The organism is Pontibacter fetidus, from assembly GCF_010119545.1.
Taxonomy (GTDB): Bacteria; Bacteroidota; Bacteroidia; order Cytophagales; family Hymenobacteraceae; genus Pontibacter; species Pontibacter fetidus.
The window spans coordinates 1-25470 of sequence record NZ_JAAEAA010000014.1 but is presented as its reverse complement, the minus strand read 5'-3'; the positions used below and the strand labels follow the sequence as shown (position 1 = coordinate 25470).

The window sequence follows — 25470 nt, the reverse complement described above, 5'->3', positions numbered from 1 at the left end:
GATGTCAGGTAAGGTTAGCGTGTTTGCGGCGCTGGCGGTACAGGTATAGTTCTACTAACAGCCATAGTAACACAATGGTATATTCCAGGGTGATAAGCGTGGTGTCTTCGTGGTAAGAACTGGTTCGGTAAGCGGCATAGCTGAATATAACCAAACCCGACCAGGCCATCGCAAAACGAAACAAACTTGCCGCAGTAAGCGCTACCAGTGTGGTAATGTACCACGGGTGGACGGTAGTGGCCAGCAGCAAATAAACCGTAAGCGAAGCAGCCATATACCCGATAAGCCTTTTAACAGAGCCCAGCTTTTTTACAGCTGCCAACGCAACCACCACTATAAACGTGACCACCGAGAGCAACGGACCTATAATAGCGATCTGGTTATAGCCTGTTAATTTTATGCCAAACCAACGCAGCAGGTAATACACACTTGCATTAAACTCAAACCGCTGGAAGTACAGGTTGATGCTGTTGGCAATATGCGCGATCACTTCTGAATTTATGAGCGGATAACCAATAACTATAAGCGTTAACCCGACGGCAGCCAGGAAGTATATAAACCGCTTTAAGCCCATTTTTCGCCACATAAACGGCAGAAACAATAACGGCAGCAACTTAACCCCAACGGCAAGGCCAAACGCAACTCCAGCCCACACCACGCGCTGGTAAAAAAGCTGGTACAGGCCCAGCAGCACAAAAAAGATCATCAGTGCCTCGAAATGCAAATTACCGGTCAGTTCCAGGATAACGAGCGGGTTAAGGGCAAATAACAGCACATAGCCATCGGGTAGCCCAGTTTTGCGCAATAGCTTTAATAACAGTAAGATATTGAATACTTCTGCCACCAAAATTACAGCCCGGATTACAACGATACTACCGGTTATACTGTTGGGAGATAACTTTGCGGCAAGCCAGAAAACAGCCTGCGCCACCGGCGGGTAAACACTATAGTAATCGGGGGAGTTGAGTTGCTGGAAAAGTGCCTGGTTGATACCAGTAACTATAGTTGCGCCTTCCTGCACAAAATGGCCTGGCAAGTACAGGTACGGATTAATGCCCGCGGCCAGCAACCTGCCATCCCATATAAACCGGAAATAATCATCGGAAAGCAGGGGAGTAGCTACCAGGAAAAGCAACCTGAATACGATAGCTGCTGCAATGCCATGCCACACCGGAAAGCGCTGATTAACTACATATACATAAATGGCAAAGCAGCCCCCGAACAAGAGTACCAACTGCGTAAAGTTCTGGCGCGGCGTAGCATAAGCAAGTGCCGCATACAACACCACCGAAACAGCTAGTAAGCCGTAAGCTGCTATAGTTCTTTTTTGTCCGTTCATGCTTTTTTATGGTGTGCCAGGGTATAAAAAAACACTAACCCAAAACCGGTCGCCAGCATCAGATGGAAGGGTACTAACCCATAGTTACTATAGTTAATACCCAGCCAGATGCCCCAAACAAAGTATAGCGTCAGCAAGCCCTCCAGCCACGTAACCAGACTGATGCCGGGTAAAGTATAAAGCTTGTGCTGCCAACTGCCCTGCGTGGCTACAATGTTATATTTCGGAGTACGGATAAAGGGTGTCTTCCGTCCCAGGTAGCCTTCCACCACCGCCAAACTGTTATGCAACGACATCCCCATCGACATGGCAAGGAAAAGTAAAAAATCTACTATAAAACTGAAACCTTGTTGCCGCCTGTTGGCAGCCACCCCGTAAAAAAACACCAGTACCAGAAAGCTACCTATAAAAAGTGTCCCCAGTTTAAATACCCAGCCAAACTGCGCATTACTTACTTTAATAAAAAGTACCGGAACAGAAAGGATAGCCGTGAGAAGCACACAGATAAACACATTGCTGTTGAGCAAGTGAAAAAAGGCATGCAGTTTAGTTGAAAAAGGCTTCCGGGAAGATAGAACATTACCCAGGTGTTTGCGTGCAGTTTCGGCGGCACCTTTGGTCCAGCGGTATTGCTGCGATTTTAACCCGCTCATTTCACTAGGCAGTTCTGCCGGAGACTCAGTTTGCTCCTGGTACACAAATTTCCAGTTTTTCAGTTGTGCGCGGTAGCTCAGGTCCAGGTCTTCGGTAAGGGTATCACTATGCCAGCCACCAGCATCAACTATACAGGTTTTGCGCCACACCCCGGCTGTACCGTTAAAGTTTATAAAGTAGTTGCCATAGTTGCGCCCGACCTGCTCTACAGTAAAATGCGCATCCAGCCCGAATGCCTGCAGCCGGGTAAGTAACGAATAATTAGGGTTCAGGTGTGCCCAGCGGGCTTGCACCACGCCAATTTCAGGACTTATAAAACCAGCTATAGTTTGTTTTAGAAAATCAGGTGAAGGCACAAAATCAGCATCAAAAATAGCAACGAACTCCCCGGTAGCCGTTTGTAAACCATGTTGAAGAGCGCCGGCTTTAAAACCTGTGCGGTCGCTTCGTCTGATGTGTTCAACGCTGAAGCCCTGTTGCTTGAGTAACGCCAGTTTTTCAGAAATTATAGTTGATGTGTCGTCGGTAGAATCGTCAAGGAGCTGAATCTGCAGGTTAGTTTTGGGATAATCGAAAGCGGCCACAGCATCTATCAGCCTTGCTACCACATAGCGCTCGTTATAAACTGGCAATTGCACAGTTACGGTCGGCCACTCCTGCAGCACTATAGTTGGATGTTGTTTGGGAGAGCGGGTAAGATATAACCAGGTAAGGTGCAGCTGCACCAGGCTGTAACAGAAAATGAAGGCCAGGCAAAGACTATAAACTACCACTACTATAGTTGCTACTAGCGTCATGGGTTGTGCGGTTACATGTACCTCAATATCGTGAAAATAATTTTATAGCCCGCCAGCACCGTTCCTTTTATAGTACCAGATACTTTAGAAACACCAATGCGCTTGCGGTAAGAAACCGGCACCTCTACAGATTTAACTTTTAGTTTTGCTGCTTTTGCCTGCATTTCTACGGTCCAGCCATAGGTGCGGTCCTGCATATTCAGCCCCAGCAGTGAGCTTAGTTTTATAGCCCGGAACGGACCCAGGTCGGTGTATTTTACGCCATACAGCAAATGCAGGAGTTTGGTAGCCAGCCAGTTGCCAAACAGTTGCTGGGGCAGCAGCGAGCCGGCTTCGCGTTTGTCCAGCACCCGCGACCCAATTACCATATCTGCCTTGCCGGCAACTATAGGTTTTAAAAGCAGTCCCATCTCCTGCGGGTAATCCGAAAAGTCCCCATCCAGGAAAACGATAATATCCGGGCGGGTTTCAGCGGGTTTGGCAGCGGCGTAGGCAATTCCTTTGAGGCAGGCATGGCCATAACCGGGCCTGGGCTCGTGCAGCACGGTGGCGCCGGCTAAGCTGGCCTTTTTCGCGGTGCTGTCTGTAGAGTTGTTATTCACAACAATTACTTCGTCCGCATAGTCGGGTATAGCTGTTACTACTTTGCCGATAGAAAGTGCTTCGTTATAAGCCGGAATGATAACGTTGACGCGAGCCATAGATCAGGTTAAAGTGTAAAGATGCCCAATTATACTTAGCGATACCAAAAACTACGATACCTTTACTGCCAACTTTTATGTACACTTATTGTTTAAGTATAGCAAACAACCTAAACCCAGATGAGCCAGAAAGTAAACGTCGGCGATAAAGCCCCTGATTTTGAATTAGTAAAGCCAGACGGAAGTGTATTTAGCCTGAAGAGCCAGCTTAAAGACAAGAATGTGGTATTATACTTTTACCCGAAAGACAACACGCCCGGCTGCACCAAACAAGCCTGCGAATTCAGGGACCAGTACGAAGTATTTAAAGAGCAGAATGCCGAAGTGATAGGGATCAGCTCCGATAGCTCTGAGTCGCATGATGATTTTGAGCGAAGCCATCGCCTGCCTTTTGTGCTGCTCAGCGATAAGGATAACAAGGTGCGCAACCTGTTTGGTGTGCCGCGCAAATTCGGTATTATACCAGGTCGTGTTACCTACGTGATCGATAAGAATGGTATCGTGCGCTATATTTTTAACTCGATGACTAAACCCCTGGAGCACGTAAAGAATGCCCTGGAAGTGCTGAAAAGCATTGAAAAACAGTAACCAGAACTATAGTTAAAAACAGGAAGGCCCGCGAATCAGCGGGCCTTCCTGTTTTTAAAGGTACTAAATGTTAGCGGAACAGGCGCAGCTGTCTGCCATCGTAAAAATCTACCTTCAGGAAACCATACTCCTTGTTAAACAGGATCTGTTTTACGCTGTTAGCCTTCACGCTGTCCGGGTTAATCTCATACACATCCATGTAATCAAATCCATTCACTTCCAGCGTTTCATAGGTAGGGTTTTCTTTGTCTATGGCCCAGTCGCCGCGGTTTTCGATAGCTACACGCACTTCCAGGGTATCAGGTCGTTTTAAGATGTAGGTATACAGGGCCGGGTATCTTTTGGTGGTATCGGCAATGTGTGCAAAAACCTGCGTGTCAAGACTTTCAATGCAATCATCCGTTAACGACGATCCTTCGCCCGGTACGTTCTGGGTAATAAAGTTCTGGAACTTAAAAGACTTGATCAGGGAATCCTGCTCATTCTCGAACAGCGGATTGTAATAGTTGATATAATCGTAAACCAGCCATTTGTTATCTTCTGCAGTAGTAGCGGTTATAGTAGGGTTATCGCAGGTTTCGCAGGAGTACAGGAACAAGCTTCCGAATAGCACTGAGAAAATAGTGTAAACAGTTTTTTTCATGTGGGTGATGTTCTATTTTAAAGACGCAAAATACAGGATAATCAGCTATTAATAAAATTAACCGGCCTAAGTTACGAATTTAAAATTAACATAATGTTGCAACATTGGTGCAGGTTTAGCTATAGTTTGATCTTAAATGTAAAGCAGAACAAACAGGCACTAAGGTAAAGGGCATAAAAAAACTGCCGGCTCTCAAAACGTCAGCGTAAAAAGTAAGTCAACACTACCCAACAATTTACTTTTTCCGCTCTGTGTTTCGCTAACCGGCAGTTATAGCTTTACTATGTTGTTAGTCTTCTGTATGAAGCACGATCAATTGTTTCTTCAGTTTCGGGCGGATCAGCAGCCACACCAATGTGCCAAAGATAGTACCCGTTAAAAACGTAAAAATGGTAACTACCCAGCCATTAAACCCGCGCAGTTCCGCATCCTGGTAAACCCAGGTAAGTATAAAACCCAGTAAACCCAGGTATAGTATAAATGTCGAAAGTATTACGGCTGAAGTTAAATAAGGCATCAAAAATTCCATCACATTACATTACAGTTTAACGATAACAGCCTGTTTATTGCACTGTCTTTAGTAAGTTAAACTACTGGTTACGTGTAATGTTTTGTACTTTATATAGAATATGATTGAAATGTGAGTATTATGCAATTATATTCATTGCATTATTCAAAATCAATTGCAGAAAAGAGTTGACATGTTTACTACGCTACGTAAGCTAAACTATAGTTTATTACCCAGCGCTGGCTTATAGGCTTTCATTACCTTCCTGAAAAGGGAAGTTATATAATCGCCACCCCACTTTCCATAAAAATTCATATCGCGCACTTCGTATTCATCCAGCATGTAATGCCTGGAAGGCGTTAGATATCCCATGTAGCCGCCATTAAAGCCGGTAACTATAAGTTGTTGATTTTGATGCGCTGCCACTTGGGTAAGCTCTTTCATATACTCACCGGAATAATCGGCGGGGGCACCTAAAAGCAGTGTGTTGCCTATTTGCAGCGAACTTATAAACGATGGATACCGGCCAAACAGACGATAGAACAGCCAGGGTGCCAGGTGGTGATTATCGCCTATGCGCCACTCCGGATCTGGTAATGTTACTGGTAACCTGCCGTAGCCTAGCGTAGAAGTATAGTGCATGTCTGTGGCAGGTAACTCCGGAACTATAGTACGGGCCAGTTGCGCCCCCATCGAATCTACACTCTGAAACGTATCCTGGTAATGGTAAACCGGGCTGTGGCTGGCAACAGCACCTGCCGTAAAAGCTGCAAAGCTCACCTGTTTTTCCAGGGCATCTACAAAAGCGCCCGGGTAGTCGCGCGACAGGATCTGTTGTTTGGAGGGTAGCACCGTAGCATGTGCCGCAAAGGTTGCCAGTACCGCTATGTCGCCATCTGCCTGCTCAAACTTCATAAACCTGACGGTGGTGTCGCGCACACTTTCCTGGCCGTTCAGCCGGTTGCCTACCAGGTGCCCGGCAAAGGCTTTTCCGTAACCAATTTTAGTTTTTTGGGCTGATGACTGTGCCTTTTTTATACTTTGGATGATCGCATTTACCGTTTTATTTACCTGGTCCTGGCTATAGGTGCCGGCCATTACCCAGCCCATCAGGTTTTCGCCCCAGCCCCCAAAACTGGTATGCGTATGCGTGGCCGAGAGGTAAACCTGTTCCGGTTTCAGTCCGGCTTTTATACTTGCTTTATCCAGGGTAGCCGTTAAGGTCATGGGCGTTATCAGCATATCCAAGGCTACAAAATAGGCTTGCTGTTTCCCGTTATCAAACGCAAACGTGCGCACATAAACAGAGTCGTGCACCGACGTGTATTTTTTGCCAAGACGTTTGCCATAGCCGGCCAGCGGAAACGGCGGCGGAGGTGTAATGCTTTGCTTTGCCCAACCTACTTTTAAGGTATCTGCTTCCGAAATAACCGGTTGGTGTTGGGCCAAGGCAGCTATAGTTTGCTTGTAATAAGCTGTTTCGGGATAAGGGGTATAGTCGTTACGGTGGATGGCACAGGCCAGCAGCAGCAAAAGCGGCAACAGGAAATAAAGCGTCCGGAGGAGTATCTTTTTTGTTTTCTTCTTCATGAGGTAGTGCAAGTTACTACTATTTTTTGGCGCAGGCAGGGCACAAAGTCCACAATTTTCCGGAGGCAACAGGGTTAGGTTTTAAACTATAAACTATAAATTTGGCTTTCTGATGAGACCAGCGCTGGACTTGTGAACACGACACTGCGGGTAAACCGGCCGGACAACTATAAAAGACATAAAAGCTATACTTACCTTATAAAACTGACCTGGATCAGTACATTGCCTATGGATTTCAACATAACGCATTTACTTAAAATTGCTTCGGAGCTAAACATTACCATTAAGCAGATCGAGGCGACAGCTACCTTACTGGATGAAGGAGCCACGGTGCCGTTTATCTCCCGTTACCGAAAAGAAGCCACCGGCTCGCTGGACGAAGTGCAGGTAGCCGCCATCCGCGACCGTTTGGAGCAGCTGCGCGAACTGGACAAGCGCCGCGACAGCATCCTGAAATCGATCAGAGACCAGGAAAAATTGACTCCGGAGCTGGAAGACCAGATCATGGCTGCCGAAACTATGGCCGTGCTGGAAGATATTTACCTGCCATACAAACCTAAACGCCGCACCAAAGCAACTATAGCCCGCGAAAAAGGACTGGAGCCACTGGCACAGCGCCTGTTTGAACAGGAAAACTTTGACGTGGATGCCGAAGCCGCTAACTATATCTCGGAAGAGAAAGAAGTGAAAGATACTGCCGAAGCCCTTGCCGGTGCCCGCGACATTATGGCCGAGTGGATGAACGAAAACGCAGAAGCCCGTGCCACCATGCGCCAGCTTTTCGAGAAGAAAGGGGTGTTTAAGAGCCGTGTGATGCTGGGCAAGGAAGAGGAAGGTCAGAAGTTTAAAGACTACTTTGAATGGGAAGAGCCGATCGAGAAAGCACCATCTCACCGCATATTGGCAATGCGCCGCGGCGAAACCGAAAACGTGTTGATGCTGAGCGCCCAGCCGGATGAAGAGGAAGCACTTGCCAAACTGGAAGCCATGTTTGTACAGGGCAACAGCGCGGCATCGGAACAGGTGAAGCTGGCAGCCAAAGATTGCTACAAGCGCCTGCTGAAAATGAGCATGGAAACCGAAGTGCGCCTAAGCTCAAAGAAACGTGCCGATGAAGAAGCCATCCGTGTATTTGCTGATAACCTGCGCCAGTTATTATTATCCTCGCCACTTGGCCAGAAAACGGTGTTGGCTTTGGACCCTGGTTTCAGAACGGGTGTGAAATCGGTGGTGCTGGATAAGCAAGGCAAGCTATTACACAACGAAACTATTTATGCACACTCGGGCCAGCGCCAACAGGACGAAGCAGCGCAGGCGGTTCGTTACATGGTTACCCGCTTCGAAGTTGAGGCTATTGCTATCGGTAATGGTACGGCCAGCCGCGAAACCGAAGCCTTTGTAAAATCCCTGAAACTGCCTGCATCTATTATGGTGGTGATGGTGAATGAAAGTGGTGCTTCTATCTATAGTGCCTCAGACGTAGCCCGCGAAGAATTCCCGGACCAGGATGTTACGGTACGTGGTGCTGTATCTATCGGTCGCCGATTGATGGACCCGTTGGCCGAACTAGTAAAGATTGACCCGAAAAGTATAGGCGTAGGCCAGTACCAGCACGATGTAGACCAGTCTGCCTTGAAACACTCGCTGGACGACGTGGTAATGAGCTGTGTGAACGCTGTGGGTGTAGAAGTGAACACTGCCAGCAAGCAGCTATTAACGTATGTTTCCGGCTTGGGACCAGCGTTGGCGCAAAATATAGTAGAGTACCGCAACGAGAATGGTCCATTCCATACCCGCGCTGAACTAAAAAAAGTCCCTCGTTTAGGAGACAAGGCTTTTGAGCAGGCAGCAGGTTTCTTAAGGATCCGTGATGCGAAAAATCCACTGGATGCTTCGGCGGTGCACCCTGAGAGTTACCCAGTCGTGGAGCAGATGGCAAAAGACCTGGGTGTAACTGTGCAGGACCTGATGCAGAAAGATGAACTCCGTAAACAGATAAACCTGAAAAAATATGTTACTGAAACGGTAGGTTTACCAACGTTACAGGATATTGTAAACGAACTTGCCAAGCCAGGCCGCGACCCGCGCCAGACCTTCGAGGCCTTTAGCTTTACAGAAGGCGTGAATGAAATAAAAGACCTGCGTGAAGGCATGAAGTTACCAGGAATTGTTACCAACATTACCGCTTTCGGAGCGTTCGTAGATATAGGGGTGCACCAGGATGGTTTGGTTCACGTGAGCCATTTATCCGACCGTTTCATAAGCAACCCGCACGATGCCGTAAAGGTGGGGCAGAAGGTGGAAGTAACTGTATTGGAAGTAGATGCCGGCCGCAAGCGTATCTCGCTGAGTATGAAAGGCGACCCGGCTGCACCTAAACCAACAGGCGGCAACAGAGACCGAAACAGCAAAGGCAGCAACAAAAAAGAAGAAGAACCGATGGATGATTTCCAGGCGAAGCTGGCTAAACTGAAGGGGATGTTTAAGTAGAACCTGAACTATAATTGCCAGAGTATTAAGCATAAAAAAAGCCTTCCTGCTGTAAAGTAGGAAGGCTTTTTTGTTGTTAACTATAGTTTAGAATACGTACCCAACACGGATACCGCCATTCACAAACTGGCCGAAACGCACGCTATGGAAACCTTCGCTCTTTGAGTTAAAAGGACCTTCAACTTCTATTTCTGAATTTTTGAAGTAAGACAAACCTGTGCCAAGTTCTACACCTGCATAAAAGTGCTTCGCAAAATAGAAATCGACACCGGCAACAGCATTAAGACCTACACTAAAGTAGCCTCTGTTAGCACCACCCATCGAAGTAGCACCTTTAATTGTTGTGTCATCGTCTTCATAATTAGCGCTTCGTATGCTGATAGGTAACTCTGCACCAATGTACGGCGACAGGCGGTTAGTACCGGCAAAGTGTTTCTCTATACCAGGCGCAAGCGTTAACCCAAAAACACTGGTATGTGCTTCCTCGCTCAGTTTGTCGTAATCGTAGGTAAGGCCAAGGCTTAGGCGGTAAGCTAAATCGTCGCTGGCAAAATAGCGTGCGCGCAACAGGCCATTGTTCAGGCTGATGTCGCCAAAATTGTTAAAAAGAACTTCGGTAGTGATGTTACCGGCTGTTGGTTTTACAGCAGTTGTTGTGGTTTCATCCTGGGCCTGTGCCGTAAAAGCAGCCGCTACAAACAGGGCAATTGCAATAAGTTTACTTTTCATAAAAAGATTTAAAGTGTAAAAAATTGAATTGGCCGCAAAGATAGTAAAAACGCTATGTTTGGCAATTGCCAGGTGCATACTATGGTTGTATTTAACCTGAGAGTGGAGGCAATATTCAGCTAACTGAACAAGTTATAGGTTTGCTCAGTAAAATGGGGTTGCAGCTATAGTTTAGTTGTCAGATCAGAGTGTATATATTTTAAAAAGATCCTAAAAAGGAATGGAAATGAAGATGAGAAATTTAGTGCTGCTGTTGCTGATTTGCTTAATCGGAACATATACCGCAACGGCACAAACCATCTCGGTCGGGCCACGACTGGGCGTTAACTTCGGAATACAAAAGGTGTCATCGTCAGATGAAGATTTTGCTAAAGACTGGAATGAAGAAGTAGTATCCGCTCCAGGGTTGCTGATTGGTGGGGTTGTAGCCATAAAATTTAACGAAACATTTTCGGTGCAGCCAGAGCTGTTGTTTACCCAAAAGGGCTATAAATTTGAAGATGATGCCAGAACAGTAACTGGCAAGTACGATTACCTGGAACTACCTTTGTTAGCGAAAATATCTTTTGGCGCACCCGATTTTCAGGGGTTTATAACGGCAGGGCCAACCTTTGGCTACTGGGCAAGCGGAAAAGATGTCTATAAAAGTGGTGGTATAGAATTTAGCGAAGACCTGGAGGAAAATGGCTTTGTCGAAAAACGCTCGGAAGTGGGCGGTAGCATTGGAGCCGGCTTTGCAGCTGCACTAGGTGCTGGTTCGCTTAACTTCGACTTGCGTTATGGTGCCGGATTTACCAGTGTTTACGAATCAGATGATGACGACAAATTAAGGAACAGCGGATTTAACGTGTCCGTAGCTTACCTGTTTGGGCTATAGTCCTGATGACAACTATAATTTAAAAAGGCCTTGCAGCAGCGGGGCCTTTTTGTTTAGTATACTTGTAAACTATAGTTAGAGCCTTTTTTGTTAACCAATGTATGGATCTGAAACTAATGAACTATAAAACGATAAGTACCTGGCTGGCTATAGTTGCGTTACTTATTACCTTTTCGTGCAAGCAGGCCACCGACCTGAAAGCCTTTACCGAAGCTAACTATAGCTTACAGGGCATCGAGAACCTGCAGCTTAATGGTATAAATGTAACCGATAAACGCACGCCATTCGATTTTAAAACCGCAGAAGGAGACAGTTTACTCAATGCATTCACAACCAACAAACTGAACGCTACTACCACCTTATTTTTGCATGTGGAGATGCCCGAACCGGAAGTAACCCGTATTATGCAGGTTACCAACCTGGAGTGGCAACTATTGGTAGATGGCCACGAAACGCTGATGGGCACTGTTCAAAAACCACTCGACCTGAAAAACGGGCTGAACAAACTGCCGTTAAGCTCTACCGTTACGCTCGCCGAAGTAGAAGGGCTGCAGAACTATGAAGGTTTCTCGACGTTAACCACTCTAATTGCCAAAGGCCGCGATGTGCGCAACCGTCTTACATTCCGGATAAAGCCAACTATAAAAACGCCTGTCGGCAACGTAACTTTACCCGATTACATTACAGTGGGCCAACCTGCAGGCAGCTGAGCAACCTGAAAAATATTAGTTGATCCTGATTCGTTAACTATAGTAGCCGTATTTTACTTTTTGGCAGCAAACTTGCTTACCTATAGTTACTTACCCAAAGTGTAAATTTAAGAACGATGATCCGGAAGATAAAGAAAACAACTATACTTTTGAGTTTGCTTGTAGCACCTTTGCTTGGTGCGCAGGCCACCACATCTATAGCAGCTACTAACACCACTTCAACTGCAACAACCGTTGGCGCACGCGATATTGTAAAAGAAATAATTGATGTAGTAGGGTTAAAGCCGCGTTTTGAACTACAGGCCGCCAACATCGAAAATGCCGCCGCTGTGATCTATAATGGCAGAAGGTATATTTTGTATAACGAGGATTTTATGGCAGCTATAAACAATGCCGTGCATACCGACTGGGCAGGCGTAAGTATACTTGCACATGAAATAGGCCATCACCTGAACGGGCACACGCTCAGCAGGGCAGGCAGCAACCCGGCCGATGAACTGGAAGCAGATGAATTTTCAGGGTTTGTGCTTCGTAAAATGGGAGCCAGCCTCGCCGAAGCGCAGGCAGCCATTAACCTGCTCTCCGAGGAGCATACATCAGCCACACACCCGGGTCGTAACTATAGGTTAGCTTCTATCAGCAAAGGCTGGCGAAATGCTGACTCGCAGTTAATGGCAAGCGCACAAGGCCAGCAGCCAGCCCGAACCGAAATTACGCCGCGTACTGCAACCAGGCAGCAGCCCCAGGCACAACGTGTTTCCGAAAGCCGTTACGTGTTAAGCCGCGTGCATTTCTCGTCGGCACCCGATGAGGAATTTTACCTGACCAACAGCCTGCAACTGGTGCACAACACCGGCAACGGCCTTAAGGTAATCGGGAAGCTGACCAAAACTAATAACAGCAACTATCCTTTTTACCTCGACAGCGAATACCTGGAACCACTCTTTGTAACGGCCAAAGGCATGGTGGTAAACCAGCAGGGCCAACGCGTAGGATACCTGACCTAACCGATAAACAGCCACCTGCAAGTGGCTGTTTCTGTTTCACACCTTTGCCCTAAATGCACTTTCAGGGCTATAAAAAGCGTTAACTATAGTTGGCCAACAGAAAAATACCTGTAACAAGGGCACACTGCTGCTTAATACGTAACTTTACTTTATGATACATCAAACAAGATCCGGATTACTGAAAATAGCTTTGTGGCTACTGCTGCCGTTGTTTATAGTTAGCTGTAGCACTAAAAGCGATGTAGAAGCTTTTAAAGAAGCAAAATATGACCTGGCCGGAATAGATGCCATGAACCTGAACGGCGTTAGCCTGCTGAATAAGTCGGACGTTAGTGATTTCTCGTTTTCGGAAGCGGCAAAGCTATTCAGTGCTGTGTCTAAAAATAACCTGGCAGCTACTTCTACCTTAGGCTTGCAGGTTACCTTACCCGATGGCAGCAAAGACAGAACCATGACCGTGCAGCAGCTGAAATGGCAATTGCTGGTGGATGGCAAACAGGCAGCTACAGGTCTGGTAGATAAACCCGTAGAGTTGAAAGATGGATTAAACACGATAACCGTTTCGTCGTTGGTAAAGCTGGCTGAAGACCAGGGCCGTGTAGACATGAACCAATTGCTGCAACTGGCCTCTCTGCTAAACCAGAATAGTGCAGATAAACCAACTATAGCCTTACAGATTAAGCCAACTATACTTACCTCTATTGGCCCTTTTGAGCTACCTGGTTACATTACAGTTACTGAGTAATGTACTATTTTAAGATGAGATTTGAAGTTTTTGTAACTTTTAAAAAAACATGACGTAACGTGGCACATTCTTTGTTTTTATACTGTTGAGCCCATATAATCAACTAAAAGCCAAAGAAATGAACACTGATGTAAACGTAAGCCGCGACCAGCTATCGACTAGCAGCACTGTTAAAAATACAATGCTCAATGGCTGGGTTAAGATGGGAAATGTGATTGCCCTTACCAACAGAATATCTTCTCAGATCGTTAGCGATCCTTTCAAGAACTATAATAAACAGCAGGCCATCCGCGGACAAAGAAGCTGGGTGCGCTGGTAAGGTAACGGAGGCAGGGCTGTTTTATAAGTAGCCTTTTGCGTACTTTTACCTTATGATATTCAAACTTATACTCGGGCTTATATTGGCCCTACCGTTGGCCGGACATGCACAGCAACAGTTGCTGCAGTCCGGCCAATTGCTTAAAGATGTACGCATACTGGCTGCCGACTCGCTCGAGGGCCGTTTAAGTGGCTCCGAAGGCAGCCAGAAAGCCCGCGAATATATCATCAGCCGCTTCCGGGAAATAGGCTTGAAGGCTTTTAATGATACCTACCAGCAGCCATTTGATTTAATTGCCCGTGACAAGAAAAATACGAAAGGTACCAACCTGGTAGGCTATCTGCCTGGCAAATCTGGCAAAGCTATAGTTGTAACAGCGCACTACGACCATGTAGGTATCCGGAAAGGGGAAGTGTATAACGGGGCCGACGATAATGCCTCCGGTGTTGGAGCCTTACTGGCCGCTGCCACCTTTTTCAAACAGCATCCGCCAAAACATACGCTCATCTTTTTAGCTCCAGATGCTGAGGAAATGGGCTTACAAGGAGCGGACGCTTTCCTGAAAAATCCTCCGGTACCGTTACAGGATATCCTCCTGAATGTGAACATGGATATGCTGAGCATTAACGACAAAGGCGAACTATACGCCAGCGGCACTTACCATTACCCAGCCCTGAAACCCCTTATAGCAAAAGTTAAACCGCTAAAGCACGCCAGGCTTATACCAGGCCACGACCAGCCCGAGCAGGGCCCTAACGACTGGACAAACCAGTCGGATCATTACCAGTTCCATAAACGCAGCATACCGTATTTATACTTTGGGGTAGAAGACCATGCCCATTATCACAAGCCAACCGATGAATTTGAGCAGGTAAACCAGCTATTTTATGCGGATGCCGTTCGCCTGGTGATCGAGTTTATACGGTTGGCAGACCAGCAACTGAGCACATTACCGGCCAAATAAAAAGAATAGAGAAGGGTATATTACATTATTTTGATATAATGATGTAATTATCTTTTTTTGCCTATCTTTTTAAAATGTGCCGCGTAGATGCTAAAAACAAGGCAAGGTTTTGCCAGTAATTCCGTTGCTAGAGTAATCCTGCCGTAAAAGGCACGCTTTAACTACTTTTCTTTGTCTATCTCCTTAAACGACCTGTGTTTAATATGAACAGGAATATAGCGGTTTATACCCTTTTGCTTTGCTTTGTACTCGCCATAACTACTGCTGACGGGCAATCTAAATTGCTGAAACGGATGCAGGAAAGCAAAATGCCGGAGCGCGGTGTTGTTATACTTGCCGGTGCTGGTATAACTGCTGTGCGCAGCGACATTTGCGGAACCCCTGATTGCAACGAGTTCAGGCCGTTAGTGGGTATTGGTGCTATGTATAAATTCGATCCTGTGTGGTCGGCAAGTATAAACCTGGATTATGTAAAACTCGGGGCCACCGAAAAAGACCCGGCCCGCCCGCGTAACCTTTCTTTCAGAACTGATGTGATCGAGGCTACCGGTTCGGTAATGTATAATTTACTGGATGCCTATAGTGGCTCAGGTGGTTACCGTTCGTCGCGCAAGCGTTTTGTAGTGCCCTATGCCAAAATGGGTGCCGGTATTATTTACTACACGGCCACCTCTTACCCCGGTACTGGCGACCTAGACGAATCGCAGACAACTTACGACCCTGAGCGCAAATACCCGGCTATTGGCATTGTAGTTCCTTTCGGCGGCGGCCTGCGCTTCCGTTTTTCCGACCAGGTAAGTATAGCTCCGGAGTTAATCTACCACATCACTACCAGCGATTACCTGGACAATGTAGGCCCACGCCTGGCACCTGGTGGCAACAAAGACCACTACGGAGTAGCCTCTATCCGTTTTATGTATACACCCGCAATCAAAGAGGATATCTTCAACCGCAAAGCACAGGCAGGGAAATAACTTATCTCCTGAACTATAAAAAACCAGAGTTACCGGGTGCCGTAGTTATTAGGGCTTTGCCAGAAAACGGTTGGCGAGACTATACCTGTAACTATGGAACTATGAAAACATCTGAAAATAAGAAACTCTGGTGGCTGGCAGCCGGCGCCGGTGCCCTGTTAGCTGCAAGGGCTGTTTACCGCAACCTCACGGCCTACAATTTTAGCGGCAAAGTAGTACTGATAACCGGCGGCTCGCGTGGCCTTGGGCTGGTAATGGCGCGTCAGTTGGCAGCGGAGGGCGCAAGACTCGTGCTATGCTCGCGCGACGAAACCGAACTGGAAAATGCCCGCTTAGAACTGGCAGGAAATGGTGCCGAAGTGCTGGTGATGAAGTGTGACGTAACCGTGCAGCAGCAGGTAAACGATACAATTGCGAATGTGCAGAACGAGTTTGGACCGATAGATGTGCTCATAAATAATGCGGGCGTGATACATGCCGGACCTGTTACGGAAATGACGGTGCAGGACTTTGAAGAAGCGATCAATACGCACTACTGGGGACCTGTTTATACCACGCTGGCTGTGTTACCCACCATGAAAGCCCGGAAAGAAGGCCGTATACTGAATATTTCCTCTATAGGTGGTAAAATAAGTGTGCCGCACCTGGTGCCATACAGTGCCAGCAAGTTTGCACTTGTGGGATTATCGGAGGGGTTACGCGCCGAACTGGACCAGTATAACATTTGTGTAACCACAGCCACGCCTGGGTTAATGCGAACCGGCAGCCCGCGCCATGCTTTTGTAAAAGGCCAGTATGAAAAAGAATATGCCTTGTTTAAGCTTATGGACTCGAGCCCGCTAACCTCTAATAGTGCCGAAGCCACAGCAAGCAGCATTTTAAATGCATTGCGCCACGGCGAAGCAGAGGTTACTACTACTTTTCCGGCTATATTTGGTGAGTTTGTGCACGGTATTTCCCCCGCCCTGATGACGTCGGTATTTGCGCTGGTAAACAAATTTTTACCTGGCGAAGGTGGCATAGGCAAGCGCAGGGCCAAAGGTGCCGAAAGTGAGAGCAAGCTGTCGATGTCGTGGTTAACGGAACGGACGCAGCAAGCCGCCATACGCAACAACGAACTATAAACAAACCCATCACCCTGATAGCTGTGCAGAGCAGCGCCCATATAATGCAGATAAAAGACAGAAAGAAAGTATACGACGGCTATTTTAAGATGTATGAGCTGACCGTTGAGCAGGATGGCCATACCTTTAAGCGCGAGCAATTTGACCGGGGCACCGCCGTAGCTGCCCTGGTGCATGATACCGAAAAAGATAGTTTTATTCTTACCCGGCAATTCAGGGTAGGGTCGGAGTCAGATTTGGTGGAAGTGGTTGCGGGTATGATAGATGCCGGCGAAAACCCGGAGGATAGTATAAAACGCGAAATAGAAGAGGAGATAGGCTACCATGTAGACCAGCTGGAGCATTTGTATACCTTTTACTCATCGCCGGGCGGCACTACCGAAAAGGTGCTTCTATACTTTGCCGAAGTTAGCCAACAACCATCCGATGGTGGAGGCAAAGCCGATGAACACGAGAAGATCGAAATTGTAGCCTTTTCTGAAAAGGAATTCCTGGCGCTCGAAACACCTGATGCCAAAACTATAATTGCGCAACTATGGCTTAAGCTCTGGCAAAAGCGATAGGATTTAATTGCAAAACAAAAGGCCGGTACAACACCGGCCTTTTGTTTTGCTTATTTTTCATCAACGCTGTTTAACATGTTGCGGGTATCAGCGGCGCCTTCCAGGGCCAAATACTCTGCCTGCAGGGTTCTGATTTTTAATCTGTCTCCTGTACTTATTTGTCCTTCTATCTGGCCGAGGCGGTCATTAAGTTTGCCGTACACGTAATCTACATAATCCCAGTCGTTCTGTGTCCAGTTTCGTTTTTTAATGCGCACGGTACTCATAAAGGTAAGGTAGGCTTCGCGTATGTTGGTTGGTTCTATTTTAGCGATGTCCTTGTACTCGCGCAACAACTGTTCTTCCCAGGTCTTTATCTGTGTCGGGTTCAGGGGCTGGCGCTGCCTGCGTTCCTGCCTCGATTCCCAGTTTTCGTAACGGTGTTTCAGCTGGCGGTATTCTTCTTTCGATTCTGCGGACAGGCTATCAAAGTTGCGTTCTATGTCTTCGTTTATGCGGCGTAGCTTCTCGCGTGTTTGTGGCCAGTCTTCGCGTATGGCTGTGTCGGCGCTGTTTGCTTTTTTGTTCATCCATCCCCGCAACTCTTCCAGTTTTTCTTCGGTTGTTTCGCCGGTAGTGGTAACTATAGTTGTGTCGCGGTCGGTGGCAGTACCTTCTTCTTCTACGGTGCGGGTACGCTCGCAGGCAAACAGGGCGCTTACGAGCAGGGCGGCAAAAAGCCAGTTTATAGTTCTGTTCTGCTTGTTCATTTTCGTTTCGTTTTAGGGCAATTCATTTGCCTCAGGCATACTTACGCAATACGCCATTTTCCAGATACTTTAGTGCCGGGCTATCAGCGGCTTTTCTTTCCGGATACCGTCTCCGTACTTATAATCCCGGTTTACGGTAACGGGTAACCGACCACGGGCCTGTAGTTTTCCGAACACGATCTGGGCCGCCGCCTGCTGGGCATGTAATAACGGCTGATAAGCAACTATAAGCGCTTTACTGTCTTCTATCCCCGGAAACTGGTTAATTGCATAAGCATTATCGTAAAGTATAGTTATCGTTTTCTTTTCTTTGATGATCTGCCTTACCAGCGCTTTTGCTTCCGAGGAGTAGCCCATATTGTTGCTTGGCCGGATGCTTGGCCCGTAAAGTGACAGCAGCACCACATCGTATTTACGCAGCTGCTTCAGGAGCTTTCTGGTTTCTTTTTCGGTAGCCTTACGCGATATGATAAAGTTCTTTGTCCGGACATAATCATCGGCCTCCCGCTGGAAAACCGTTTGGCGGCGTGCCCCAACCGATACGGTTGCAATTCTTTGTTTACGTCGTGCGCGCAGCGGAATAATGTTTTTTTTGTTTTGTAGCAACGTAACAGACGCCTCGGCCAGAATGCGGTTTGTACTATCAGCTATAGCTGGGTTCAGGTCTTCGTATAGGTTTTCAAGGGCTATAGGTTTATAGTTATCCAATCCCAGCCATTGTTTGGCTGCCAGCACCCGGCGGCATTTCAGGTCTATTTCTTCCTGTGTCAGGTCGCCTCTAACTATAGCTACTTTTATGGCCTGTATGGCTTTGGGTACATTGTTCAGGCGCTCCAGCACATCGTTGCCGGCCATTAGCGCGCGTACTTCTGCTTCGCCGGGCTCAAAATATTTGCTTACACCCTTCATTACCATGGCATCGGTAAATATGAGCCCTTTAAACTTCATGTGATTTTTTAACAAACCCGTAACAATTGGCCTGGATAATGTGGACGGTACGTGCCGCGACGAATCAAGCTTAGGGATGTGCATGTGCGCCACCATTATACTGCCTACGCCATACTTGATCAGTTCTTTAAAAGGGTATAGTTCCAGCGAGTCGAGGCGGTTTCGGGAGTATGGAATGATAGGCAGGTCGTAGTGCGAATCCACATCGGTGTCGCCGTGGCCCGGGAAGTGTTTAGCTGTAGCAAGTATGCCGTTTTCCTGCATGCCCTGCATATAGGCCAGCGCTTTGGCTGTTACATCCAGCCGGTCCTCTCCAAAAGCACGGTACCCGATAATGGGGTTGGCTGCATTGTTATTGATATCAGCAACGGGCGCGAAATTGATGTGCATGCCCAACCGTTTAAATTCCTCGGCTACTTCTGCACCCATTTTATAGATCAGGCCATTATCTTCTATGGCACCCAGCATTTGCTGAAACGGGTACTGCACTGTACTATCGAGGCGCATGCCTACGCCAGTCTCAGCATCCATGGCGATGAGTAAAGGTACGTTGGCGGCTGCCTGGTATTTGTTGGTAAGCTTTGCCTGGCGCACTGGCCCTCCCTGGAAAAAAATAATACCACCCACCTGGTACTTTTGTATAAGCCGCATCACATCAGCTTCATATTTAGGCCCTTTATCTGAAAAAGCTTCTATGATCATGAGCTGAGCAATGCGCTGCTCGGGCGTAAGTGACTTAAAGACAGAATCGACCCAAGGGGAGGAGGGATTTTCCAGGGCTTCGATTAACGTTGCCGGGCGATGATAGGGCGTATGGTTATTTGAACTATAACTATCTTCGTCCGGGGTATGATGGCGGGTATCGGTGCCTTCGCAGGCAACTGTTAAAACAGCCAGCAACAAAAGCAGAGGTATAAGGTATGGCTTAACAGCAGGGTGAAAACGTAAAAAACGCATAGTAGAGTAAAACACACCTGTACTTACTTTTTATCCCGGATTTGGTTTTAAAATGTTCGTTTTTTTGACTTCGCAGCTATGTTCTTATCTCTTAAAGCGCAGCCAAGTATAGGTTTATAAACCGATTATAGTTACTTTTTGAACTGTATAAAATAAAACGGAAACTATAGTATATGAGGACAGGGCAAGGTGTATTGGAAAGCACGCAACAGGAAAGCAGCAGGTTTGCTTATAGTTTCCTGCCCGGCCTGTTGTTTGTGCTGCTGCTCTGGCTTATTCATCTGCTGGCTTACCTTACGCATGCCGATCTTGGTTTCCTGGGTGTGTTTCCGCGCCATTTTCTGGGGTTGGTAGGCGTTTTCGTGGGCCCGCTTATCCACGCTGACCTGAAGCACCTGTTATCCAATTCTTTTCCGTTAGTGTTGCTGTCGGGGTTTGTACTGTTTATACACCGGCTGGAGGGGACAAAGGTTATAGCTATAGTTTATTTGCTGAGCGGTTTGCTTACCTGGTTTATCGGGCGGCAGGCGCACCATATTGGGGCCAGTGGCGTAGTATATGGCCTGGCCGGTTACCTACTTTTCAGGGGCATTTTTACCCGCGACCGTAGTGCGCTAGCCATTGCTTTTGTTGTACTGATCTTATACAGTGGGCTGTTTTACGGCTTATTCCCGAATGAGGAGCGCGTATCCTGGGAGGGGCACCTGGCTGGAATGGCCGCCGGCCTTGTAGCAGCCTTGTTTTACGGACATAAGCCAACTAGTAGTGTAGCCGAAACAGATGAAACTATAAAAGTAAATGCAGCTACCACACAGCTCCATGTTAACAGCACCTTTATACCTTATTACCTCAACTATACAATAAACTATACGGTGGCTAACAACGCCACAACCACCAAACCCTTTGTGTATACAATAGCCCCTGACCAAGCAATTCAGCAGAAATCTACGGTGCATCAGCATCCATCCATCATCCGGCAAGTACGCACACCTAAACTCAAGCAAAAGTAAGGTAGCAGGTGTGGTTTTGTAGTTTAATCAATTGCTATTCAGGGTATTGAGTTGCTATGCATTTGTGCTTGTTTCACTCAAAGCAATCCCAGTAAAAACAAAATTATATTTAATTATATATAGTGGAAATATAACCAAAATTATAAGTATAATATTTTATTTAAAAAGTCCTTTTTTATATAGCCTAAGCAAATATAGTATAACCTATCTCCGGAAGTGTCGTTTAAGCGGGTTATTGTTGCCAAATCGATGTTTCACTTAAAGGATTTCTTATGATTAGGTACAAAATACTTGCGGCTGTTTTCTCTGTTATAGTTGCCGTAGCCGAAGAATTTTCATTACTAAAGTCTGAGTCACCTGCCCCGAAAGTTGAAGTTGAAAATGAAGAATGGCTCTCCATCCCTGAACCTGCTACCACCACACCCTTAGTTCTTCCTACCCATAAAGTTTCCGCTTCTGTTTACCACCCCGAACCACACCAAACCGACAGCACCCCGTTTATTACCGCCGATGGATCCCGCATAAATCGTAGAAACCCCGGAAAACACCGTTGGGTTGCTGTGTCGCGCGACCTGCACGCCCGCTGGGGTGGCGATATAGAATTTGGTGACTCGTTGTGGGTTTCGGGTATATCTGACGAAATGGACGGGATTTATATTGTGCGCGATGTAATGAACCGCCGTTTCCGTAACCAGGTAGATATACTGGTTGGCCGCCGGGATAACGTAATGGGCTTATGGAAAAATGTAAGCATCGCCAAAGTAGACTGAACTACCTGAAAAAACAACTACCGCTACGTACCAAACCACACCAGGCAACCCTTATTTTACCAGCCGGGTAGTTATAACCTATGCAGGAGCAGACAGGGCAACAGGATAAAAAACAGCTGGACCGGGAGCGTAATAAGCTCCTGAACCGACTGCAACACATCCTGGAAGGGCCTATGGTAGTGCTGGGTATCATCTGGTTGGTGTTGCTGATCGTCGAACTGACCAATGGGCTGAGCAAAACCCTACAGCATTTCAGCACTTTTATCTGGGTAGTTTTTATTCTTGATTTCCTGGTGAAATTTATACTTGCGCCGCATAAGCTTACTTTTTTGCGGCACAATATACTTACCACGGTATCGCTGGCAGTTCCGGCCCTGAGGGTTTTCAGGCTGGCGCGCGTGTTCCGGCTGATGCGCTCGGTGCGGGCTATACGCGGGCTACGGCTGGTAAAAGTGGTAAGCTCTGTAAACCGGGGCATGAAAAGCCTGGGTGCAGCTATGCAGCGCCGCGCCTTTGGCTATGTACTAACTATAACCCTGATCGTGATAGCTGGTGGCGCAGCCGGTATGTATGCCTTCGAAAGAGACCATGGCCTGCCAACATATACCGAGGCGCTCTGGTGGACGGTGATGCTGCTTACTTCTATCGGGAGTGATTATTTTCCGCTGACAGCCGAGGGCAGGGTACTTTGCTTTTTGCTGGCTGTTTATGGTTTTGCTGTGTTCGGGTACTTTACGGCTACGTTGGCTACTTTTTTTATAGACCGGGATGCGGCCAGCAACAAAGCCGAATTAGCGGGAGCAAAACAGGTAAAAGCCCTGCAACAGGAACTTAAAGAACTAAGAGCCGAACTTCAGGCTGTTCTGAAAGAAGCCTCCTCAGGCAATAAGCCCCCGCAACTATAGCACTGTTTGAAATAAGGTATAAAATGTATACTTTAGAAGTGAAGCCATGTTTTATATCTATGACCAGAGAAGAAGCCCAAACAATACTTACCCAAATGACGACCAGCGAAAGCCTGCTACGCCACGCCCGCACCGTAGAACTGGTAATGGAAGCCTATGCCAATAAACTGGGCGAAGACACCTCTAAATGGGCTATTACAGGCCTGCTGCACGATGCCGATTACCAGGCTTACCCAGACCAGCACCCAAACGTGATCGTAAACCTGCTGCGCGAACGTGGTGAAGATGAAATAGCCCATGCCATATCCGCACATTATACCCACTGGGGCGTACCTTATGATACCCTGCTGGATAAAGCCCTGCTAGCCTGCGACGAACTTACCGGTTTTATAGTTGCCTGTGCACAGATAAGGCCGCAACGCCTGGAGGGGCTGGAAGCAAAATCAGTGGTAAAGAAGCTGGGGCAGAAAAGCTTTGCCGCCTCCGTAGACCGCGATGAGGTAAGAATAGGAGCGGAGCTTTTTGGGGTAGATATGCAGGAACATATTGCCTTTATAATAGCGGTGCTGCAGCAAAACCAACACGAACTACAGCTACAACCCCAAAAAGGGACGCAAGTATAAAAACAACAGGAGCGGGTTAAGGCCCGCTTTTTTATTGCATGTAATCGCCAAGTATCTCGAAGCCTTCTTTTTCGTCTTTGGCTTCTACCACTTCATTTATCACAAACTGTATTTCCTGTTCGGTCCAGTTCTCTTTTTCGGCAGCTTTTACAAAAACATCTATAGCTGCATACCGCGAGCCTGAAACAGGCAGGCTTGCTTTTACTTTCTTTCGGATCCTCATACCTATAAATTTGCACCAATTTACACACTTACCGTTGCATTCTGAAATTCGGTTATATCCGAACTATAGTTGTGTGTAAGCATACTGTACAAACCCTTTAGGGATAGTGTCGTTTTAGGTAAAGTAGAAAGCAGGCCAATGGAGAAAAAGCTGTACACCTGGGATGAACTTCACCAACTAACCGATCTGACCCCGATCCTGTATGTGGCTCCGGTAATAGTAGGGCTGGTTGCCGCCGAGTGGCTGATCGGCTACTATAAAAATCGTGATTATTATGACAACAAAGATGCCTTGGCGGCGCTGGTAATTGGTGCCGTAAATGCGGCCTTGGGAGCAGGGCTGAAGGTCTCGATGTTTGCAGTAGCGATGGTTATCTACAATGCAGTACCCTGGGCCATGCCACGTGTATGGTGGGGGTTTATAGTTTGTTTTGTAGCCGTTGATTTTTGCCGGTACTGGGCGCATCGCATTTCGCATGAGCAGCGGCTTTGGTGGGCAACGCATGTAACGCATCACTCCTCCAGCAAAATGAATTTCTCGGTATCGTTCCGCACCGGCTGGACCAATCACCTCAAGTTCATTTTCTTTTTGCCCGTTCCCTTGTTAGGTATAGATCCACTCACGTTTTTTATATGCCACCAGGTGGCAGTGCTGTACCAGTTTTTTGTGCACACCGAGCTTGTACGCAAACTTCCAGCTCCATTTGAGTATATTTTTGTTACACCTTCTCATCACCGGGTACACCATGGCTCCAACCCTGCATACATAGACCGGAACTATGGATCTACCTTTATTTTCTGGGACAGGCTTTTCGGCACGTTTACAGCAGAGCAGGAAAAGCCCGTTTATGGTTTAACCACGCCTGTAATATCTTACAATCCTGTCTATCTTGTTTTCCATGAGTGGGTGGCGTTGGCAAAAGACCTGCGGTATTGTCGTTCCTTTTCAGAAGGATGGAAAGTCCTTTTTTCTCCGCCTGGGTCTGTGGTTACAACGCAACAAAAGCTAGAAAGAAGTATAGATAGGAGAGAGGAAGTTATGGAGATAAATAAAGAGCCCGTGTTAGAAGAAAGTGTTTGAAAGCATTTTACCTCACCCCAGCCCTCTCCTGGAAATAGAGGGAGTGTTTGGCCTTCGCTTTAGTTGAAAGTATAGTTCTATAGTTACCGTGGTACAACTACCCTCAACCCCTCCTTGTCTAAGGCGGGGAATTTTCTGCCTTTTCTATAGTTGTTAGCTTTCGTTCTATAGTTACAGACTATCCACGGACAGGTCGCGACCTGTCCCTACGGAAATACAACCACGATAAAGCAATACAACTATAGCACCTCTAACTATAAGCAGGCAGTTGCTATGCGAAACGTATCAGTCTTTGGGTTGAGCGCCTTTGACTTGTTGCGGTGGCGTAGCCAATCCGAGGTACGAGGATAGCAAGAAGGCAGCAGCGCGATGCCCGAAGACGGGGCCTCCCGGCCGTGAGGGCACCAAAGCCTAATTGAAACTATAGGTTTATAGAGCTCCCAGGATTAAAGCTTGTTTGAAAGGATAGCTTGGTTCAGATAGCAACTATAATTCGATAAAGGACACATAAGATCCCCCAACTTCGCTCGGGATGACAAAAGAGGAACTATAGAGCTATAGCACAGACGCTAGCAGGAGCTGCGCACGCTGCTAGGTCTTCAAACTGTAAGCTGAGAAAGACTTCTCCTGACGTCGAAATGACAAAAGTGAAGCTATAGAGCAAATACGATCCCTCAACTGTGTTCGGTTTGACTAAAGCAGAAACTATAGTTTGTAATGGATTTCTCTTCAGGCTTGATAAGATTATTAAAACGAAAACATGAGTCATCCCGAATTTTAGGTTAGGGATTTCTAAAAAGTAAAAGCCTTCTTTTCGTAAGTGACAGTAGTATCAGGTCACTTTAGAAAAGGAGGCTTTATGCATTTATTATCAAATACGCAG

The 25470-nt window shown here is 47.0% G+C and carries 26 protein-coding genes; 16 read left to right on the top strand and 10 right to left on the bottom strand.

Annotation, left to right across the window (positions count from 1 at the left end; translation table 11 throughout):
- Nucleotides 1-4 precede the first annotated feature (4 nt).
- The 3 genes from GWO68_RS11640 to GWO68_RS11630 are packed head-to-tail and all read right to left on the bottom strand — an operon-like array spanning nucleotide 5 to nucleotide 3491.
- Nucleotides 5-1339: a glycosyltransferase 87 family protein gene (locus tag GWO68_RS11640; protein WP_162346623.1), complete on the bottom strand. Its 1335-nt coding sequence runs from the start codon at nucleotides 1337-1339 to the stop codon at nucleotides 5-7.
- Complete coding sequence (locus GWO68_RS11635; RefSeq protein ID WP_162346622.1) at nucleotides 1336-2790, bottom strand: cellulose synthase family protein; 1455 nt, start codon at nucleotides 2788-2790, stop codon at nucleotides 1336-1338. The genes GWO68_RS11640 and GWO68_RS11635 overlap by 4 nt, the downstream gene beginning before the upstream one ends.
- Before the next feature lie 11 nt (nucleotides 2791-2801).
- Complete coding sequence (locus tag GWO68_RS11630) at nucleotides 2802-3491, bottom strand: glycosyltransferase family 2 protein (RefSeq protein WP_162346621.1); 690 nt, start codon at nucleotides 3489-3491, stop codon at nucleotides 2802-2804.
- A gap of 120 nt (nucleotides 3492-3611) precedes the next feature.
- Between GWO68_RS11630 and GWO68_RS11625 the strand changes: the two genes are divergently transcribed.
- Nucleotides 3612-4079, top strand: coding sequence for a peroxiredoxin (locus tag GWO68_RS11625; protein WP_162346620.1), 468 nt, complete (start codon nucleotides 3612-3614; stop codon nucleotides 4077-4079).
- Between the two features lie 70 nt (nucleotides 4080-4149).
- Here GWO68_RS11625 and GWO68_RS11620 read toward each other — a convergent pair whose 3' ends face one another.
- The 3 genes from GWO68_RS11620 to GWO68_RS11610 form a co-directional block, all read right to left on the bottom strand.
- Complete coding sequence (locus tag GWO68_RS11620) at nucleotides 4150-4722, bottom strand: hypothetical protein (RefSeq protein ID WP_162346619.1); 573 nt, start codon at nucleotides 4720-4722, stop codon at nucleotides 4150-4152.
- 289 nt (nucleotides 4723-5011) lie between these two features.
- Nucleotides 5012-5251, bottom strand: a complete 240-nt coding sequence (locus GWO68_RS11615) for a hypothetical protein (protein ID WP_235942038.1) — start codon at nucleotides 5249-5251, stop codon at nucleotides 5012-5014.
- Between the two features lie 198 nt (nucleotides 5252-5449).
- Nucleotides 5450-6820: a neutral/alkaline non-lysosomal ceramidase N-terminal domain-containing protein gene (locus GWO68_RS11610; RefSeq protein ID WP_162346618.1), complete on the bottom strand. Its 1371-nt coding sequence runs from the start codon at nucleotides 6818-6820 to the stop codon at nucleotides 5450-5452.
- Between the two features lie 228 nt (nucleotides 6821-7048).
- On the opposite strand from GWO68_RS11610, the gene GWO68_RS11605 reads away from it, so the two are divergent.
- The gene (locus GWO68_RS11605; protein WP_162346723.1) at nucleotides 7049-9310 is read left to right on the top strand and encodes a Tex family protein; all 2262 of its coding nucleotides are present in this window, start codon (nucleotides 7049-7051) and stop codon (nucleotides 9308-9310) included.
- A gap of 87 nt (nucleotides 9311-9397) precedes the next feature.
- Here the strand turns inward: GWO68_RS11605 and GWO68_RS11600 are convergent, their stop codons facing one another.
- Nucleotides 9398-10039, bottom strand: a complete 642-nt coding sequence (locus GWO68_RS11600) for a hypothetical protein (protein WP_162346617.1) — start codon at nucleotides 10037-10039, stop codon at nucleotides 9398-9400.
- 226 nt (nucleotides 10040-10265) lie between these two features.
- Here GWO68_RS11600 and GWO68_RS11595 point away from each other — a divergent pair, with 226 nt between their 5' ends.
- The 9 genes from GWO68_RS11595 to GWO68_RS11555 all read left to right on the top strand — a co-directional run bounded on the left by GWO68_RS11595 (nucleotide 10266) and on the right by GWO68_RS11555 (nucleotide 17322).
- Nucleotides 10266-10916 carry a porin family protein gene (locus GWO68_RS11595; RefSeq protein WP_162346616.1) on the top strand — a complete coding sequence of 217 codons (651 nt, stop codon included), beginning with the start codon at nucleotides 10266-10268 and terminating at the stop codon, nucleotides 10914-10916.
- A gap of 101 nt (nucleotides 10917-11017) precedes the next feature.
- Complete coding sequence (locus GWO68_RS11590; protein WP_162346615.1) at nucleotides 11018-11626, top strand: hypothetical protein; 609 nt, start codon at nucleotides 11018-11020, stop codon at nucleotides 11624-11626.
- Nucleotides 11627-11742: 116 nt separating this feature from the next.
- Nucleotides 11743-12633 carry a M48 family metalloprotease gene (locus GWO68_RS11585; RefSeq protein ID WP_202923739.1) on the top strand — a complete coding sequence of 297 codons (891 nt, stop codon included), beginning with the start codon at nucleotides 11743-11745 and terminating at the stop codon, nucleotides 12631-12633.
- Between the two features lie 151 nt (nucleotides 12634-12784).
- Nucleotides 12785-13378 (top strand): hypothetical protein, encoded by a 594-nt coding sequence (locus GWO68_RS11580; RefSeq protein ID WP_162346614.1) that lies wholly within the window; start codon nucleotides 12785-12787, stop codon nucleotides 13376-13378.
- A gap of 85 nt (nucleotides 13379-13463) precedes the next feature.
- A complete protein-coding gene (locus GWO68_RS11575) occupies nucleotides 13464-13697 on the top strand; it encodes a hypothetical protein (RefSeq protein WP_235942037.1) in 234 nt (77 codons plus the stop codon).
- A 52-nt stretch (nucleotides 13698-13749) separates the two neighbouring features.
- Nucleotides 13750-14661, top strand: coding sequence for a M28 family peptidase (locus GWO68_RS11570; RefSeq protein ID WP_162346612.1), 912 nt, complete (start codon nucleotides 13750-13752; stop codon nucleotides 14659-14661).
- A gap of 203 nt (nucleotides 14662-14864) precedes the next feature.
- A complete protein-coding gene (locus GWO68_RS11565) occupies nucleotides 14865-15635 on the top strand; it encodes a porin family protein (RefSeq protein WP_235942036.1) in 771 nt (256 codons plus the stop codon).
- A gap of 101 nt (nucleotides 15636-15736) precedes the next feature.
- Complete coding sequence (locus tag GWO68_RS11560) at nucleotides 15737-16759, top strand: SDR family NAD(P)-dependent oxidoreductase (protein WP_162346611.1); 1023 nt, start codon at nucleotides 15737-15739, stop codon at nucleotides 16757-16759.
- A complete protein-coding gene (locus GWO68_RS11555) occupies nucleotides 16708-17322 on the top strand; it encodes an NUDIX hydrolase (protein ID WP_317164524.1) in 615 nt (204 codons plus the stop codon). The genes GWO68_RS11560 and GWO68_RS11555 overlap by 52 nt, the downstream gene beginning before the upstream one ends.
- A 50-nt stretch (nucleotides 17323-17372) precedes the next feature.
- Here GWO68_RS11555 and GWO68_RS11550 read toward each other — a convergent pair whose 3' ends face one another.
- Nucleotides 17373-18071, bottom strand: coding sequence for a hypothetical protein (locus GWO68_RS11550; protein WP_162346610.1), 699 nt, complete (start codon nucleotides 18069-18071; stop codon nucleotides 17373-17375).
- A 69-nt stretch (nucleotides 18072-18140) separates the two neighbouring features.
- Entirely contained in the window at nucleotides 18141-19976 is a 1836-nt protein-coding gene (locus GWO68_RS11545) for a glycoside hydrolase family 3 protein (RefSeq protein WP_162346609.1), read from the bottom strand.
- 173 nt (nucleotides 19977-20149) lie between these two features.
- On the opposite strand from GWO68_RS11545, the gene GWO68_RS11540 reads away from it, so the two are divergent.
- The 4 genes from GWO68_RS11540 (at nucleotide 20150) to GWO68_RS11525 (ending at nucleotide 23284) form a co-directional block, all read left to right on the top strand.
- Nucleotides 20150-20986, top strand: a complete 837-nt coding sequence (locus tag GWO68_RS11540) for a rhomboid family intramembrane serine protease (protein WP_162346608.1) — start codon at nucleotides 20150-20152, stop codon at nucleotides 20984-20986.
- 272 nt (nucleotides 20987-21258) lie between these two features.
- Entirely contained in the window at nucleotides 21259-21756 is a 498-nt protein-coding gene (locus GWO68_RS11535; RefSeq protein ID WP_162346607.1) for an RlpA-like double-psi beta-barrel domain-containing protein, read from the top strand.
- Between the two features lie 80 nt (nucleotides 21757-21836).
- Nucleotides 21837-22661, top strand: coding sequence for an ion transporter (locus GWO68_RS11530; RefSeq protein ID WP_162346606.1), 825 nt, complete (start codon nucleotides 21837-21839; stop codon nucleotides 22659-22661).
- Between the two features lie 59 nt (nucleotides 22662-22720).
- Nucleotides 22721-23284, top strand: coding sequence for an HD domain-containing protein (locus GWO68_RS11525; RefSeq protein ID WP_162346605.1), 564 nt, complete (start codon nucleotides 22721-22723; stop codon nucleotides 23282-23284).
- A gap of 31 nt (nucleotides 23285-23315) precedes the next feature.
- On the opposite strand, the gene GWO68_RS11520 is transcribed toward GWO68_RS11525, so the two are convergent.
- Nucleotides 23316-23507, bottom strand: coding sequence for a hypothetical protein (locus tag GWO68_RS11520; RefSeq protein WP_162346604.1), 192 nt, complete (start codon nucleotides 23505-23507; stop codon nucleotides 23316-23318).
- Nucleotides 23508-23645: 138 nt separating this feature from the next.
- Here GWO68_RS11520 and GWO68_RS11515 point away from each other — a divergent pair, with 138 nt between their 5' ends.
- Nucleotides 23646-24587: a sterol desaturase family protein gene (locus GWO68_RS11515; protein WP_162346603.1), complete on the top strand. Its 942-nt coding sequence runs from the start codon at nucleotides 23646-23648 to the stop codon at nucleotides 24585-24587.
- The last annotated feature ends 883 nt before the right edge of the window (nucleotides 24588-25470 follow it).

Bases quoted from the DNA above. Each gene is read 5' to 3' on its own strand.
- GWO68_RS11640 (WP_162346623.1), bottom strand. From the start codon at position 1,339: ATGAACGGACAAAAAAGAACTATAGCAGCTTACGGCTTACTAGCTGTT.
- GWO68_RS11635 (WP_162346622.1), bottom strand. From the start codon at position 2,790: ATGACGCTAGTAGCAACTATAGTAGTGGTAGTTTATAGTCTTTGCCTG.
- GWO68_RS11630 (WP_162346621.1), bottom strand. From the start codon at position 3,491: ATGGCTCGCGTCAACGTTATCATTCCGGCTTATAACGAAGCACTTTCT.
- GWO68_RS11625 (WP_162346620.1), top strand. From the start codon at position 3,612: ATGAGCCAGAAAGTAAACGTCGGCGATAAAGCCCCTGATTTTGAATTA.
- GWO68_RS11620 (WP_162346619.1), bottom strand. From the start codon at position 4,722: ATGAAAAAAACTGTTTACACTATTTTCTCAGTGCTATTCGGAAGCTTG.
- GWO68_RS11615 (WP_235942038.1), bottom strand. From the start codon at position 5,251: ATGGAATTTTTGATGCCTTATTTAACTTCAGCCGTAATACTTTCGACA.
- GWO68_RS11610 (WP_162346618.1), bottom strand. From the start codon at position 6,820: ATGAAGAAGAAAACAAAAAAGATACTCCTCCGGACGCTTTATTTCCTG.
- GWO68_RS11605 (WP_162346723.1), top strand. From the start codon at position 7,049: ATGGATTTCAACATAACGCATTTACTTAAAATTGCTTCGGAGCTAAAC.
- GWO68_RS11600 (WP_162346617.1), bottom strand. From the start codon at position 10,039: ATGAAAAGTAAACTTATTGCAATTGCCCTGTTTGTAGCGGCTGCTTTT.
- GWO68_RS11595 (WP_162346616.1), top strand. From the start codon at position 10,266: ATGAAGATGAGAAATTTAGTGCTGCTGTTGCTGATTTGCTTAATCGGA.
- GWO68_RS11590 (WP_162346615.1), top strand. From the start codon at position 11,018: ATGGATCTGAAACTAATGAACTATAAAACGATAAGTACCTGGCTGGCT.
- GWO68_RS11585 (WP_202923739.1), top strand. From the start codon at position 11,743: ATGATCCGGAAGATAAAGAAAACAACTATACTTTTGAGTTTGCTTGTA.
- GWO68_RS11580 (WP_162346614.1), top strand. From the start codon at position 12,785: ATGATACATCAAACAAGATCCGGATTACTGAAAATAGCTTTGTGGCTA.
- GWO68_RS11570 (WP_162346612.1), top strand. From the start codon at position 13,750: ATGATATTCAAACTTATACTCGGGCTTATATTGGCCCTACCGTTGGCC.
- GWO68_RS11565 (WP_235942036.1), top strand. From the start codon at position 14,865: ATGAACAGGAATATAGCGGTTTATACCCTTTTGCTTTGCTTTGTACTC.
- GWO68_RS11560 (WP_162346611.1), top strand. From the start codon at position 15,737: ATGAAAACATCTGAAAATAAGAAACTCTGGTGGCTGGCAGCCGGCGCC.
- GWO68_RS11550 (WP_162346610.1), bottom strand. From the start codon at position 18,071: ATGAACAAGCAGAACAGAACTATAAACTGGCTTTTTGCCGCCCTGCTC.
- GWO68_RS11545 (WP_162346609.1), bottom strand. From the start codon at position 19,976: ATGCGTTTTTTACGTTTTCACCCTGCTGTTAAGCCATACCTTATACCT.
- GWO68_RS11540 (WP_162346608.1), top strand. From the start codon at position 20,150: ATGAGGACAGGGCAAGGTGTATTGGAAAGCACGCAACAGGAAAGCAGC.
- GWO68_RS11535 (WP_162346607.1), top strand. From the start codon at position 21,259: ATGATTAGGTACAAAATACTTGCGGCTGTTTTCTCTGTTATAGTTGCC.
- GWO68_RS11530 (WP_162346606.1), top strand. From the start codon at position 21,837: ATGCAGGAGCAGACAGGGCAACAGGATAAAAAACAGCTGGACCGGGAG.
- GWO68_RS11525 (WP_162346605.1), top strand. From the start codon at position 22,721: ATGACCAGAGAAGAAGCCCAAACAATACTTACCCAAATGACGACCAGC.
- GWO68_RS11520 (WP_162346604.1), bottom strand. From the start codon at position 23,507: ATGAGGATCCGAAAGAAAGTAAAAGCAAGCCTGCCTGTTTCAGGCTCG.
- GWO68_RS11515 (WP_162346603.1), top strand. From the start codon at position 23,646: ATGGAGAAAAAGCTGTACACCTGGGATGAACTTCACCAACTAACCGAT.